We start from the raw sequence: 13206 nt of genomic DNA on the forward strand, positions 1-13206 counted from the left end.
CCGGACCGCGGGCCCGCCGCTGCGCCCGAAGGAGAAGACGCATGAACGACCTGCGCGGACCGGCCACGGCACTGGTGGGCGCCGTCGGCGCCGCCGCACTGACGGCCGGCGCCGTCATGACGGCCCGCGGCCTGCAGGGCAGGGGCGAGATCCGCGACGAACTGATCCGCCAGAAGATCACCTTCCCCGGCAAGGGACTACCGCGGCAACTGGCCGCCCAGGCCGGCCGGCGGGTGGAGACCGGTCCGCAGGCACGCGCGTTCGCCGACGTGATCGGCGGCAACGTCCGCCAGGCCACCCAGGGCCGCACCTACTCCGAGGTCAGCGCCGACCTGCACGCCGCCGGCGGCCAGGACGAGACCCTCGGCGCGCTGCGCCAGACCGCGTTCATGGGCGAGACGCTGCGCGCCTCACTGATGACCGCCTACCAGGCCTGGCAGCTCACCTCCCTGACCGTCGGCCTGGGCGTGGTCCTCATGGGCACCGGTGCCGCCTTCATCACCGTCAGCGCGGCGCTGCGCCCGGCAGGCGGGCCGGCCGGCGGCTGACCGCCCCCGCCCGCCCCGGCGGGGCCGGGCGCGACCCTCTCCCGGCCCCGCCGGGCATGTGATCGCGCGTGTGACCGCCGACCCCGCCTCTCGGGACTTTGGTCACTACGCCGCACCGGGGTCGGCCCGTTTGAATCATGACCATGCCCTGACGGGCGTCCGCCGCCCCGCCGACCAGGAGGTCCCGCCTTGACGATCGCCGACGCCGCCCCGCCGCAGACCGCCCGCCCCGTCCTCATCCAGGGCGGCATGGGCGTCGGCGTGTCCGGCTGGCGACTGGCCCGGGCCGTGGCCCGCACCGGGCAGCTCGGCGTGGTCTCCGGCGTCGCCCTGGACGTCGTGCTGGCCCGGCGGCTGCAGCAGGGCGACCCCGGCGGCGACCTGCGCCGCGCCCTGGCCGCCTTCCCCTTCCCCGACGTGGCCGCCCGCGTCCTGGAGCGTTACCACGTGCCCGGCGGCCTGGCCCCCGGCCGCTCCTACCGGCCGGTGCCCAAACTCGGCCTGCGCCCGCACCCGGCACGCGCCGAACTGACCGTGGCCGCCAACTTCGCCGAGGTGTTCCTGGCCCGCGAAGGCCACGACGGACCCGTGGGCGTCAACTACCTGGAGAAGATCCAGATGGCCACGCCCGCCGCCGTCTACGGCGCGCTGCTGGCCGGCGCCGACTACGTCCTCATGGGCGCGGGCATCCCCTCGGAGATCCCCCGGCTGCTCGACGCCCTGGCCGCCCACCGCCCCGCCGAGATCTCCGTCGCGGTCGCCGGCGCCGACGCAGGTCAGCGCCACACCACCGGCATCGACCCGGCCGCCCTGCACGGCCCCACCCGGCCCGCCCCCCTCAAACGCCCCGACCTGCTGGCCATCGTCTCCTCCGACGTGCTGGCCGCCTACCTCGCACGCCGGCCCGAGACCCGTCCCGACGGATTCGTCATCGAAGGCCCCGCCGCCGGGGGCCACAGCGCCCCGCCGCGCGGCCGGCTCCGCCTCGACGAGACAGGCCAGCCCCTGTACGGGCCCCGCGACCACCCCGACACCGCCAAGATCGCCTCCCTCGGGCTGCCGTTCTGGCTCGCCGGAGGCTACGCCGGCCCCGAAGGCCTGCAGCGGGCGCTGGACGCCGGCGCCGCCGGCGTCCAGGTCGGCACCGCCTTCGCCCTGTGCCGCGAATCCGGCCTGGACGACAGGCTCCGCCGCCGCCTGCTGACCGGCGCCGCCGACGGCACCCTCACCGTCCGCAACGACCCCGACGCCTCACCGGCCGGCTTCCCCTTCAAAGTCGCCGATCTTCCCGGCACCGCCGCCGACACGGGCGTCTACGCGGCCCGACCGCGCCTGTGCGACCTGGGCCACCTGCGCACGCCGTACCTCAAGGCCGACGGCGCCGTCGGCTACCGCTGCCCCGCCGAACCGGCCGCCACCTACGTCCGCAAGGACCGGCCCGCCGCCGACACCGTCGGCCGCAGATGCCTGTGCAACGGCCTGGTCAGCGCGATCGGCCTGGCCCAGCACCGCCCCGACGGCTACACCGAGCCGCCGCTGCTCACCCTCGGCCAGGACCTCGCCTTCCTGGCGGACCTGCCCGCCGACCACACCGCCGCCGACGTCGTCGCAGGCATCCTCGGCACCCGCCCGAGCGAAAGGACCGCCCCGTGACCCGCCACCCGCTGAGGTCCGCCCGCCGCGACACCGCTTCCACCCCGTTCATCGTGATCTGGGAGGCGACCCGGGCCTGCCCGCTGGCCTGCCTGCACTGCCGCGCCGAGGCCCGCCCCGACCGCGACCCCGCCGAGCTGACCACCGGCGAGGCCACCGAACTGATGCGTCAGATCACGGCCTTCGGCCGGCCCGCCCCGCTGTTCGTCATCACCGGCGGCGACCCCTTCGCCCGCCCCGACCTGTACGACCTGATCCGCCGCGCCCGCGAACTCGGCCTGTCCCCGGCGGTCTCGCCCTCCGCCACCCCCGCCCTCACCCCCGCCGCGCTGACCCGCCTGCACCGGGCCGGCGCCTCGGTCATCTCCCTCAGCCTCGACGGCGCCACCGCCGCCGCCCACGACGAGTTCCGCGGCTTCGGCGGCGTCTTCGGACGCACCCTGCGCGCCTGGCAGAGCGCCCGCGACACAGGACTCAAAGTACAGATCAACACCACGGTGACCCGCACCAACCTGATGGACCTGCCCGACATCGCCCATCTGGTCCGTGAACGCGGCGCCCTGCTGTGGAGCGTGTTCCTGCTCATCCCGACCGGCCGCGGCCGCGCCCTGACCTCGCTGACCGCCGCCGAGACCGAGGACGTGCTGAACTTCGTCCACGACATCGGCCGCACCGTCCCCGTCAAGACCACCGAGGCCCACCACTTCCGCCGCGTCGCCCTGCAACGGCACGTCCTGGCCGTCCGCGGAGCCGACCACGAGCAGGTCCTCGGCCTCGGACCGCTCTACCGCGACCTGCGCCGCCGCGCCGAAGCCCACGGGCTCATCGGCGCCGACCGCAACCGCAGGCCGCCGATCGACGTCAACGCCGGCCGCGGCCTGGTGTTCGTCTCCCACACCGGCGAGGTGTCGCCCTCGGGATTCCTGCCGCTGCCGGCCGGCAACGTACGCGAGCGCCCGCTGACCGACATCTACCGCGACTCGGAGGTCTTCACCTCCCTGCGCGACCCCGCGCGGCTGGGCGGACGGTGCGGCGCCTGCGAGTTCGGCTCCGTCTGCGGCGGCTCGCGCTCCCGCGCGTTCGCCGTCACCGGCGACGCACTGGCCGAGGAGCCCTGGTGCGGCTATGAGCCCGGCAGCTTCCCCTACCCCGGTGACCTGGCGGAACTGCTGTAACGAGACCCCGCGGGGGCTGCGGGGCGCCAGGCCCGCCGGGGGCGAGGGGCAGGGGAGGGACCGGAACGGCGTCCGGTCGCATCCGGCGGCGGCGCCGCTCAGTCCCGCTGATCGATGCGGCGACCCGACACCTGCTCGGTGGCGATGACGATGAAGTGGTCACGCGTCCCCGGCGCCCACGGCGTCAGCGGCAGCCCGGCCAGCCGGCCGGCCTCGGCCGGGTCCTCCACCGCCCGCGCGTGTCCCACCACCGTCACCGACCATCCGGTGCGCGCGGCCGGATCGAACTCGTCGACCTCGAAGGCCACCACGGTCCGGCGCGTGGCGGCGGCCAGCTTGGAGCCGGCCGTCGTACGGATGACGATGTCCTCCCCGTCGAGGCAGAAGTTCACCGGCTGCACCGCCGGCAGGGCACGGTCGGTGAAGACGATCCGCCCGATCGGGCATGAGCCCAGCAGGCTCATGCACTCCTGGTAGGAGAGCACCTGCAGGCCGGCCGAGTCGAGTCTCATGCCTCCAGCCTGCCAGACCACCCACCTGCGAGTTCAGGGACGAAAGTCCCTTCGTCGCCGCCGGACGACCCCGACCGCACCGCACCCGGGCAGGGCACCGAGCCCGTACGGCCCACCGCGCACCGACCGGGCCGGCCGGGACGAACGCCCGTGATCACACGAGGACCTTGTGCCCTAGATGATCATGGGAAAAGCGGGAACCGTCATCCCCATGGAGAAACTGCAGCGCATCGACGCCTACTGGCGGGCCGCCAACTACCTTTCGGTCGGACAGATCTACCTGCTGGACAACCCCCTGCTCACCGAGCCCCTCGCGGTCGAGCACATCAAACCCCGCCTGCTCGGGCACTGGGGCACCACGCCGGGACTGAACTTCTGCTTCGCCCACCTCAACCGGATCATCACCGAACGCGACCAGGACATGATCTACATCGCCGGCCCCGGCCACGGCGGGCCCGCCGCGGTCGCCCACGCCTGGCTGGAGGGCTCCTACACCGAGAAATACCCCGACATCACCCAGGACGCCGCAGGCATGCGGAAACTCTTCCGCCAGTTCTCCTTCCCCGGCGGGGTGCCCAGCCACGTCGCCCCCGAGACGCCCGGCTCCATCCACGAGGGCGGCGAACTCGGCTACGCCCTGGCCCACGCCTACGGCGCGGCCTTCGACAACCCGAACCTGGTGGTGGCCTGCATCGTCGGAGACGGTGAGGCCGAGACCGGCCCGCTGGCCGCCAGCTGGCACTCCAACAAGTTCCTCGACCCCTACCGCGACGGCGTCGTCCTGCCCATCCTGCACCTGAACGGCTACAAGATCGCCAACCCCACGGTGCTGGCCCGCATCCCCGAAGAAGAACTCCTCAAGCTCATGGAGGGCTACGGCTACCACCCCCACATCATCTCCGGCGACGACCCCGCCGCCATGCACGAACTCGCCGCCCGCACCCTCGACACCGTCTTCGACCAGATCGCCGAGTTCAAGAACGGCCGGGCCACCCGCCTCCCCATGATCATCCTGCGGACCCCCAAGGGCTGGACCGGACCCCGCGAAGTCGACGGCCTGCCCGTCGAAGGCACCTGGCGCTCCCACCAGGTCCCCCTGTCCAACGTCCGCGGCAACGACGAATACCGGCACCTGCTCGAAGAATGGATGCGCTCCTACCGGCCCGAAGAACTCTTCGACGCCGACGGCCGCCCCAAGCCCGAGATCCTGCAGACCGTACCCGCCGGACCCCGCCGCATGAGCGCCAGCCCCCACGCCAACGGCGGCGAGATCCTGCGCCCCCTGGCCCTGCCCGACTTCCGCGACTACGCCGTCGACGTCAAGAAACCCGCCGCCCAGCACACCGAACCCACCCGCGTCCTGGGCGCGTTCCTGCGCGACATCATCGCCGCCAACCCCCAGACCTTCCGCCTCATGGGCCCCGACGAGACCGCCTCCAACCGGCTCGGCGCCGTCTTCGAGACCACTGACCGCACCTGGAACGCCGAGATCCTGCCGACCGACACCGACCTGGCCGCCGGCGGCCGCGTCATGGAGGTCCTGTCGGAGCACCTGTGCCAGGGCTGGCTGGAGGGCTACCTGCTCACCGGCCGCCACGGCCTGTTCAACTGCTACGAGGCCTTCATCCACATCATCGACGCCATGTTCAACCAGCACGCCAAATGGCTCGACGCCTGCCACGACATCCCCTGGCGGCGCCCCGTCGCCTCGCTCAACTACCTGCTCTCCTCCCACGTCTGGCGCCAGGACCACAACGGCTTCAGCCACCAGGACCCCGGCTTCCTCGACGTCGTGGTCAACAAGAAGGCCGACGTGGTGCGCGTCTACCTGCCGCCGGACGCCAACACCCTGCTCTCGGTCGGCGACCACTGCCTGCGCTCCCACGACTACGTCAACGTCGTCGTCGCCGGCAAGCAACCCGTCCTGGACCTGTTCACCATGGACGAGGCCATCGCCCACTGCACCCGCGGCCTGGGCATCATCGAATGGGCCAGCAACGACACCGGAGACGACCCCGACGTCATCCTGGCCTGCGCCGGCGACGTGCCGACCCTGGAGACCCTCGCCGCCGCCGCCCTCCTGCGCGAGCACCTGCCCGAACTGAAGGTCCGCGTCATCAACGTCGTCGACCTCATGCGCCTGCAACCCCCCAGCGAACACCCCCACGGCATGTCCGACGCCCAGTTCGACGCCCTGTTCACCCCCGACAAACCCATCATCTTCGACTTCCACGGCTATCCCTGGCTCATCCACCGCCTCACCTACCGCCGCGCCGGCCACCACAACATCCATGTGCGCGGCTACAAGGAGGAAGGCACCACCACCACCCCCTTCGACATGGCCATGCTCAACGACATCGACCGCTACCACCTCGTCATGGACGTCATCGACCGCGTCCCCGGCCTGGGCACCCGCGCCGCCCACCTGCGCCAGCAGATGTCCGACGCCCGCCTGCGCGCCCGCGCCCACACCCGCGAGCACGGCGAAGACCTCCCCGAGATCCGCGACTGGACCTGGACCCGCTGACGGCGCCCTCCCCGGCCCCGGGTGTCTCTCCCGCGGGAGGGACGCCCGATCCGGCCGCCGCCCACCGGCCGCACAAGGCATGATCATGGGGGAGAGGAGCACCTGGACCGCCCCCTCCGGGCGGCCCCCACCCACCGGGAGGACGACCACGATGGACATCATGAAACTGGCCGAGCAGGCCGGGGACGCCACCGCCGTCAGCCGCGTGTTCGGTGAACCCGTCACCCGCGACGGCGTCACCGTCATCCCCGTCGCCAAGATCAGCGGCGGCGGGGGAGGAGGAAGCGGCAGCGGCAAGCGGCAGGGCGGCGAGCACCCCGACACCGGCGAAGGCGCAGGAGGCGGATTCGGGCTCCGCGCCGCACCCGCCGGAGTCTTCGTCATCAAAGACGGCGAGGTCCGCTGGCAACCCGCCCTCGACGTCAACCGCATCGTGCTGGGCGGCCAGATCGTCGGCGTGGTGCTACTGCTGACCGTCCGCGCCGTCACCCGCCTGCTGACCCGCCGGCGCGGCAGGCGCTGACGACGCCGGGGGAAGGGCCGCCCTGGTCAGGCGCCCGCCCGTCCTGAAACGACCATCGGCCCGCCGAGCGCCCGTCCTCCCCGGTGCGGGGGACGGGCGCTTCCCGCGTCCCCGGGTCCTTCCCGGGAGACTCTCAGGCGCTTGCGAACCTCCCCGGAAAGCCTCTGGGCGCCGGACCGGGCGTCACCTTCGCCACCCGCCGAGCGGGTCCCGCCCGCCCCGCCTCCGCGGCGGCGCCCCGGCCGAACAAGCATCCATACCGCCGTGATTACTGAAACATGAACCTGTGAGCCCTTTCGTCCCAACGGTGGCGGGCACAGGAAGGGTGCACCCAGAGCACCCACGGTGAGAGGCGACCGCAGTGCCGGTACCGGAGACGGCCACCGCCCACGTCCACCCGGACGAGGGAGCCCGGCACGGCCGCCTCGCCGCCCGCCCCGCCCTCACCTCCTCCACCGCCGAACCCGGCGTCCACCGCCTGACCGGACAGGCCCTGCTGTACGTCCCGCAGACCCACCGCCCTCCCACCCGCCTGGCCGTCGTCCTCCACGGAGCCGGCGGCACCGCCGGACAGGCCCTCGGCTGGCTGTCCCCCCACGCGACCGCCGCCACCGCCATGCTCCTGGCCCCCCAGTCCATCGCGCCCACCTGGGACATGATCACCGGCGGATACGGGCCCGACGTGACCCGGCTCGACACGACCCTGCGGGAGACCTTCGCCCGCACCACCGTCGAAACCGTCGCCATCGCCGGTTTCTCCGACGGCGCCTCCTACGCCCTGTCCCTCGGCGTCACCAACGGCGACCTGTTCACCGCCGTCCTGGCCTTCTCCCCGGGCTTCATGGCCCCCCTCGTCCGCCACGGCCGCCCCCGCTTCCACATCTCCCACGGCACCGGCGACCGCGTCCTGCCGGTAGAACACTGCAGCCGGCGCCTCGTCCCCCGGCTGCGCAAGAGCGAATACCCCGTCACCTACGAGGAGTTCACCGGCGGCCACGAGGTACCCGAGCAGACCGCCGCCGCCGCCATGCGCTGGTGGACGGGCGGATGAACCCGCCTCGGCCCGCGCGTAAATCATTTGTCAGCCCGGTTCCGGCATGCCATGGTTCGTCATGGCCCGGCGGCCGATCACCGTTGGCGGTCCGGCGGCCACTCCATGAATGTTTTCGCCGGGAAGGCGCGATGAATTGACGGCCATCAAGGACATGGATGAACGGTACGCGGACCTCTGCCGGAGGTCCCTGGCCGAAGAGCAGGCCCGGAGCCTGGCGGCCACCGGCGGCTGGGCCCATGTCGACAAGGACCGGGTCCACAAGGATTGGCATGACCTCTACAGCGAGATGGCGAGCAGCCTGGCGGGGGCCCGGCCGGCGGATGACCACATCCAGCTGTTCATCGAAAGGCACTTCGAGATAGCCAGCCGTTTCTACGTCCCCACCAAGGAGGCCTACCTCGGCATGGCGATCCTCTATATGGAGGACTCCGCCATGAAGGAATTCCATAATTCCTACCATCCAGAGATGGTCGATTTCCTGGGCGGCGCCATGTACGCGTACGCACAGAAGAGGCTCTGAGCCCCTCAGGTCCCCGATGAGGCCGGGCGCCAGGCCGGCGGCAGCGCCGCCGGCCTGCACGAACGTTTCACCACGGAGCCCGGCGTCGCCGGGCGACGAGTCACGCGCGAAAAGCGGATCCGCCCTGACCGGCCACCGAGGGTTCTTCGTCCCCGATGGACGGACGACGCAGTACCGGCCCGACCTGCTGGACGGGTTCATCGCCGGGACCGGACTCGTGCTATCCGGTCCGACGTAACCCCCGGCTTTCCCTCTCGGTAGGTGGCTTGGCTACGAAAATAGGAGGCGGCAGTCACATGCCCATGCCAGCATGGTCGCTTTGCACCCGATGTGAAAGGACCTGAGGGGCCATGCCCAGCGCCATCACTTTGATCCGCTCCGCTTCTCTGTCCGACGTCGCTCAGTACGCTTATGCAGCCACGGCGCCTGCTGAGTCACGGCTCATCTTCCTCGCCGGAGCGTGTCCCCTGAACGAGGACGGCTCGATGGCAGCGATCGGGGACTACGCAGGTCAAGCAGCGAAATCCATCGAGAACATGCAGACGGCCCTCACTGCCGCCGGCGCATCATTGCAGGACGTCATCAGCACAAGGGTTCTCGTCGCGTCCACCCGGCAGGAGGATCTGGGGGCCGCCTGGACGATAGTCCGGGAATCGTTCGGTGAACATGACGTACCGAGCACCTTGATGGGAGTCACCGTGCTTGGCTACGACGACCAGCTCGTTGAGATCGAAGCCATCGCCGCCGTCCTCGACTCCTGAACGCGAGCCTCCAACCTGGCGCAAGCGGACACGGTTAAGGACTGCCCTGTGAATACGGCCGGGCACCCCGGGAGCGGCCCGGCGCCTCGCCGACGACGGCCGCCACCGTCGCACCCGAGGCACCGATGGATGCGGAGTCCCTTTTTCCGGGCACCGGCGGCGTGCTGGTGGCCGCCCCGCCGGTGACCGGGAAGAACTCCTGAGAAGATTCACAGGACAGGCCTCAGCGGACGGTTCGATCGGCTTTGCCGGGGTCACGCAGGAAGGCGGCCATGTCGTCGAAGAGGCCGGCGGGGGCCAGCGACCGGGGGGCGAGGATCGCGGCGAGTGTGAGCCGGACGTCCGAGTCCGCGAGACTCCGGCGGACCAGGGAGTGGTCCGCGTCCGGGTAGCGCCTGACCCGGAGCGCCGAGAGGGTGTCACGGTAGACGGCCTCGGTCTCGGCGACGTCGACGTTGAGGTCGTGGCCGGCCAGGACGAGCAGGGTGGGAATCCGGCCGGTCGCCGGATGCCTGAGATCCGCGGTCGCGTCGGCGGTGTGATTGCGCAGGATGAACCGCCAGCGGTCCGCGGTGAGACCGTCCGTCTCCCCTCCCATGGCCTGCCGGTACTGCTCGAAGGACGCCTTCGCCCGCAGCAGGCGCCGCGTCCTGTCGCTGCGCTCGACGGCGCTGCGGATCTCGGCGGCGGTCGCGCCGTCGGCCCGCATCTCGGCGAGCAGGTTGTAGCGGCCCTGGCGGAGCCAGTTGATCGCGGGCGAGACGGCTATCACGAAGCCCACATCCGGGACACGGGCGGTGACCTTGGGCAGCACCCAGCCCGCCTGGCTGGCGCCCCACAGCCCGACGCGGCCGGCATCGAGGTCCCGGCGGGAACGGGCCCACGCGATGGCGCCCTGCACCTCCTGTGCCCGTTCCTCCATGCCCTGGTCCAGCCAGTTGCCCGCCGAGCCGCCGACCCCGGGCTTGTTCCAGGAGAGCGAGGCGTAACCCGCGCGGGCGAACGCCTCCCACATGGGGCGGTAGAGGCCGTCGTGGGTCGCATCGACGGGGCCGTCGCCGTGCACGAAGACGACCAGCCCGAAAGGCCCTCTCCCGGAGGCGGGGGTGGCGAGCACACCGTCCAGCGGGTGCGGGCCCCCGGGGATCGTCACCCGCTCCTCACGCAGGTCGTAGGTGTTCTGGACGATCACCACCCCCGCACCCGCCGCCGCCAGGAGGACGAGGACGAGCACCGCGATCAGCGATCTGCGTACGCGCCGGCTCACCATGCGGTCCCACCCGCGCCGGGCTTCCTGGAATCCATGACATCTCCCTCACAAAACTATCGTTTCTCAAACGATCGTAATAGAATCGAGCGGTATGAGGAGCAGTCAAGCGATCACCATCCGGCGAGGAGTGCCACCCGGCACCGAACGGCAGGCGGCCGAGCTCTACTGGGAGGCCTTCGGCCGCAAGCTCGGCCCGGCCCTCAACCCACCGGACAAGGCCGTCGGCTTCATCGCGGCGCACCTGAACCACGACCGGGCCGTCGCCGCACTCGCAGGGGACCGACTCGTCGGACTGGCCGGATACCGGCACGCCGGCCGAGCCCTCACCGGGGGAACGGCCGGCGACGTGCTGCGCTCCTACGGGCTGCTCTCCGGCCTGCCCCGGCTCGCCCTGCTGGCCCTGCTGGAACGCGACCCCGCCCCCGGCGAGCTGGTGATGGACGGCATCACCGTCGACCCGGCCCACCGGGGCACCGGCATCGGAACCCTCCTGCTGCAGGAGATCACCTCGGTCGCGGCCACCCTCGGCTACCGGCAGATACGCCTCGACGTCATCGACACCAACCCCCGCGCCCGGGCACTGTACGAACGGCGCGGCTTCACCCCCACCGGAACCGAGCACACACCGTACCTGCGCACCCTCATGGGATTCGGAGCGGTCACCACCATGCGCCGCCCCGTCACCACCCCGCAAGGCGGCCGAGGATGACGACCACCCGGCGACCGCAATCCCCAGGAAGCGAAACCCCGCGCGCCGAGGTCCCGACCCGCACCCTCGTCTACGGACTGGTCCGCCGGGACGGCACCGTCCACGCCGGCGAACTCTACGCCGTCGCCGAAATCCTCGGCATGAGCGACCAGCAGGTCCGCCTGTGCATCGGGCGGCTCACAGACGAAGGACGCTTCACCCGCGAGGGCCGCGGACGCAAGGCCGTCCTGCGAGCCACCGCCGGCGTCACGAACTCACCGGCCCTGACCGCCGGATTCGTCCGCCACGCCTTCCGCCAGGACCGGGGCCTGCAACCATGGGACGGCCTCTGGCACCTGGTCGCCTTCGCCGTCCCGGAAAGCGCCCGGGCCGCACGCGACAGCCTGCGCGAAGCCATCCTGCGACTCGGCGGCGCCCCCCTGCACAACGGCCTCTACGTCTCCGCCCACCCCTGGGAAGACCTCGTCGAGACCGAGGCCCACCGGCTGGGCCTGGCTCCCGCACTCACCCACCTCACCTGCACCCACCTGCGCATGGGCGGCGAACACGACCCACACGCACTGGCCGCGTCACTGTGGCCGCTGCAGGAGATCGCCGCAGGCTACGAACGGCTCGCCGAGGTCACCCGGCCCCGCCTGCACCGGGTGACCGGACCGGAACCGCTCACCCGCACGGAACTGCTCGCCATCGAAATCGAGCTCGCCGCCGAACTCACCCGCGCGATGGACCCCGACCCCCTGCTCCCACCCGAACTGCTCCCCTCGGACTGGCCCGGCGGCCGGGCCCGGGCCGCGGTCGCCGACTGCTGGACCGCCCTGCGCGACCGGCACGGCGGCGAAGCCCCGCCCGTCCGCCTCTTCGAGCTCTACGACGAGGCCGCCGACCCCTGACCCGCCGTGACACCCGCCCCTGATCCGCCGGGCACCACACCGGATCAGGGACGGGCCCGGAAGGTGGCGCGGTAGACCTGAGGGGAGGTGCCGACGACACGGGCGAAATGGGCACGCAACGTCGCCGGAGAACCCATCCCCACCACTTCCGCGATCCGGCCCACCTGCAGATCGGTGCTCTCCAGCAGATGCTGGGCACGGCGGATACGGGCCTGCAACAGCCACTGCAGGGGAGTCGTCCCGACCTGAGCACGGAACCGGCGAGTCAGGGTCCGTACGCTGACGCAAGCGTGACGAGCGATGTCGCCGAGACTGAGCGGCCGGTGCAGATTGGACTCCATCCAGGCCAGGACGGGCTGAAGCGCGACCCCCGGATCACGGGGATCGGCGTGCCGGATGAACTGCGCCTGGCCACCGTCGCGCTGAGGCGACATCACCATCCGGCGAGCCGTCTCAGCCGCCACCGCCGAGCCGTGATCGCGCCGGACCAGATGCAGGCACAGGTCGATGCCGGCCGCCACACCGGCCGAAGTGAGCAGATCACCATTGTCCGTGAACAGCACCGAAGCGTCGACCTCGACGGCGGGATGGCGCCGGGCCAACTCGGCGGCGTAGACCCAATGCGTGGTCGCCCGCCGCCCGTCGAGCAGCCCGGTGGCCGCCAGCAGGAACGCCCCGGCACAGATCGAGGCGATCCGCGCACCACGCCCGGCCGCCGCCCGCACCGCCTCCAGGACATCTCCGGGCGGCTCCTCCAGGAAATCCCAATGACCGGGGATCACCAGGGTGTCGGCCGCCGCGAGGTCATCGAGACCCCACGCGGTCTCCACCCGCATCGCACCGAAAGGCTCCGAGGTCCGAACGGCACCGCCGAAGGTGCACAACCGCGTCTCGTACAGCGGCCGGCGCCGATCACCGGTGGAACTGCCGAAGACCTGCGCGGGCACCGCCATGTCGAAGGCGACCACCCCGTCCATCGCCAGCACACCCACCACATGCATGGCCAGAACCTAGCGCACTACGACATTACAGCCGCTTTCCGCACACCCCCCTTGACGACCACG

The 13206-nt window shown here is 71.8% G+C and carries 13 protein-coding genes; 10 read left to right on the forward strand and 3 right to left on the reverse strand.

Annotated features, from left to right (window positions below; genetic code table 11):
• The first annotated feature begins 41 nt into the window (after positions 1-41).
• From HS048_RS20810 to HS048_RS20820, 3 genes are all read left to right on the forward strand, one after another.
• Positions 42-548, forward strand: a complete 507-nt coding sequence (locus HS048_RS20810) for a hypothetical protein (RefSeq protein ID WP_196468332.1) — start codon at positions 42-44, stop codon at positions 546-548.
• A 189-nt stretch (positions 549-737) separates the two neighbouring features.
• Entirely contained in the window at positions 738-2201 is a 1464-nt protein-coding gene (locus HS048_RS20815; RefSeq protein ID WP_230881814.1) for a nitronate monooxygenase, read from the forward strand.
• The gene (locus HS048_RS20820) at positions 2198-3376 is read left to right on the forward strand and encodes a TIGR04053 family radical SAM/SPASM domain-containing protein (RefSeq protein ID WP_196468333.1); all 1179 of its coding nucleotides are present in this window, start codon (positions 2198-2200) and stop codon (positions 3374-3376) included. The genes HS048_RS20815 and HS048_RS20820 overlap by 4 nt, the downstream gene beginning before the upstream one ends.
• A 98-nt stretch (positions 3377-3474) precedes the next feature.
• On the opposite strand, the gene HS048_RS20825 is transcribed toward HS048_RS20820, so the two are convergent.
• A complete protein-coding gene (locus tag HS048_RS20825; protein ID WP_196468334.1) occupies positions 3475-3888 on the reverse strand; it encodes a pyridoxamine 5'-phosphate oxidase family protein in 414 nt (137 codons plus the stop codon).
• 211 nt (positions 3889-4099) lie between these two features.
• Between HS048_RS20825 and HS048_RS20830 the strand changes: the two genes are divergently transcribed.
• From HS048_RS20830 to HS048_RS20850, 5 genes are all read left to right on the forward strand, one after another.
• Positions 4100-6415: a phosphoketolase gene (locus HS048_RS20830; protein ID WP_196468335.1), complete on the forward strand. Its 2316-nt coding sequence runs from the start codon at positions 4100-4102 to the stop codon at positions 6413-6415.
• A 151-nt stretch (positions 6416-6566) separates the two neighbouring features.
• Entirely contained in the window at positions 6567-6938 is a 372-nt protein-coding gene (locus HS048_RS20835) for a spore germination protein GerW family protein (RefSeq protein ID WP_196468336.1), read from the forward strand.
• A gap of 361 nt (positions 6939-7299) precedes the next feature.
• The gene (locus HS048_RS38920) at positions 7300-7989 is read left to right on the forward strand and encodes an alpha/beta hydrolase (protein WP_196468337.1); all 690 of its coding nucleotides are present in this window, start codon (positions 7300-7302) and stop codon (positions 7987-7989) included.
• Between the two features lie 136 nt (positions 7990-8125).
• Complete coding sequence (locus tag HS048_RS20845; RefSeq protein ID WP_196468338.1) at positions 8126-8512, forward strand: TipAS antibiotic-recognition domain-containing protein; 387 nt, start codon at positions 8126-8128, stop codon at positions 8510-8512.
• A gap of 350 nt (positions 8513-8862) precedes the next feature.
• On the forward strand, positions 8863-9273 hold the full coding sequence (locus HS048_RS20850) for a RidA family protein (protein ID WP_196468339.1): 411 nt from the start codon (positions 8863-8865) through the stop codon (positions 9271-9273).
• Positions 9274-9496: 223 nt separating this feature from the next.
• Here the strand turns inward: HS048_RS20850 and HS048_RS20855 are convergent, their stop codons facing one another.
• Positions 9497-10543 (reverse strand): S9 family peptidase, encoded by a 1047-nt coding sequence (locus tag HS048_RS20855; RefSeq protein WP_196468340.1) that lies wholly within the window; start codon positions 10541-10543, stop codon positions 9497-9499.
• Positions 10544-10634: 91 nt separating this feature from the next.
• Between HS048_RS20855 and HS048_RS20860 the strand changes: the two genes are divergently transcribed.
• Both HS048_RS20860 and HS048_RS20865 read left to right on the forward strand, forming a co-directional pair.
• Positions 10635-11252, forward strand: coding sequence for a GNAT family N-acetyltransferase (locus tag HS048_RS20860; protein WP_196468341.1), 618 nt, complete (start codon positions 10635-10637; stop codon positions 11250-11252).
• Positions 11249-12142: a PaaX family transcriptional regulator C-terminal domain-containing protein gene (locus tag HS048_RS20865; RefSeq protein WP_196468342.1), complete on the forward strand. Its 894-nt coding sequence runs from the start codon at positions 11249-11251 to the stop codon at positions 12140-12142. Before HS048_RS20860 ends, HS048_RS20865 begins: the two co-directional genes overlap by 4 nt.
• 44 nt (positions 12143-12186) lie before the next feature.
• Here the strand turns inward: HS048_RS20865 and HS048_RS20870 are convergent, their stop codons facing one another.
• The gene (locus tag HS048_RS20870; protein ID WP_196468343.1) at positions 12187-13143 is read right to left on the reverse strand and encodes a GlxA family transcriptional regulator; all 957 of its coding nucleotides are present in this window, start codon (positions 13141-13143) and stop codon (positions 12187-12189) included.
• Positions 13144-13206 lie beyond the last annotated feature (63 nt).

Source organism: Planomonospora sp. ID91781 (assembly GCF_015711595.1).
Taxonomy (GTDB): Bacteria; Actinomycetota; Actinomycetes; order Streptosporangiales; family Streptosporangiaceae; genus Planomonospora; species Planomonospora parontospora.

Coding starts and splice junctions, on each gene's coding strand:
- HS048_RS20810 (WP_196468332.1), top strand. CDS start 42: ATGAACGACCTGCGCGGACCGGCCACGGCACTGGTGGGCGCCGTCGGC.
- HS048_RS20825 (WP_196468334.1), bottom strand. CDS start 3,888: ATGAGACTCGACTCGGCCGGCCTGCAGGTGCTCTCCTACCAGGAGTGC.
- HS048_RS20830 (WP_196468335.1), top strand. CDS start 4,100: ATGGAGAAACTGCAGCGCATCGACGCCTACTGGCGGGCCGCCAACTAC.
- HS048_RS20835 (WP_196468336.1), top strand. CDS start 6,567: ATGGACATCATGAAACTGGCCGAGCAGGCCGGGGACGCCACCGCCGTC.
- HS048_RS20850 (WP_196468339.1), top strand. CDS start 8,863: ATGCCCAGCGCCATCACTTTGATCCGCTCCGCTTCTCTGTCCGACGTC.
- HS048_RS20855 (WP_196468340.1), bottom strand. CDS start 10,543: ATGGTGAGCCGGCGCGTACGCAGATCGCTGATCGCGGTGCTCGTCCTC.
- HS048_RS20860 (WP_196468341.1), top strand. CDS start 10,635: ATGAGGAGCAGTCAAGCGATCACCATCCGGCGAGGAGTGCCACCCGGC.
- HS048_RS20865 (WP_196468342.1), top strand. CDS start 11,249: ATGACGACCACCCGGCGACCGCAATCCCCAGGAAGCGAAACCCCGCGC.
- HS048_RS20870 (WP_196468343.1), bottom strand. CDS start 13,143: ATGCATGTGGTGGGTGTGCTGGCGATGGACGGGGTGGTCGCCTTCGAC.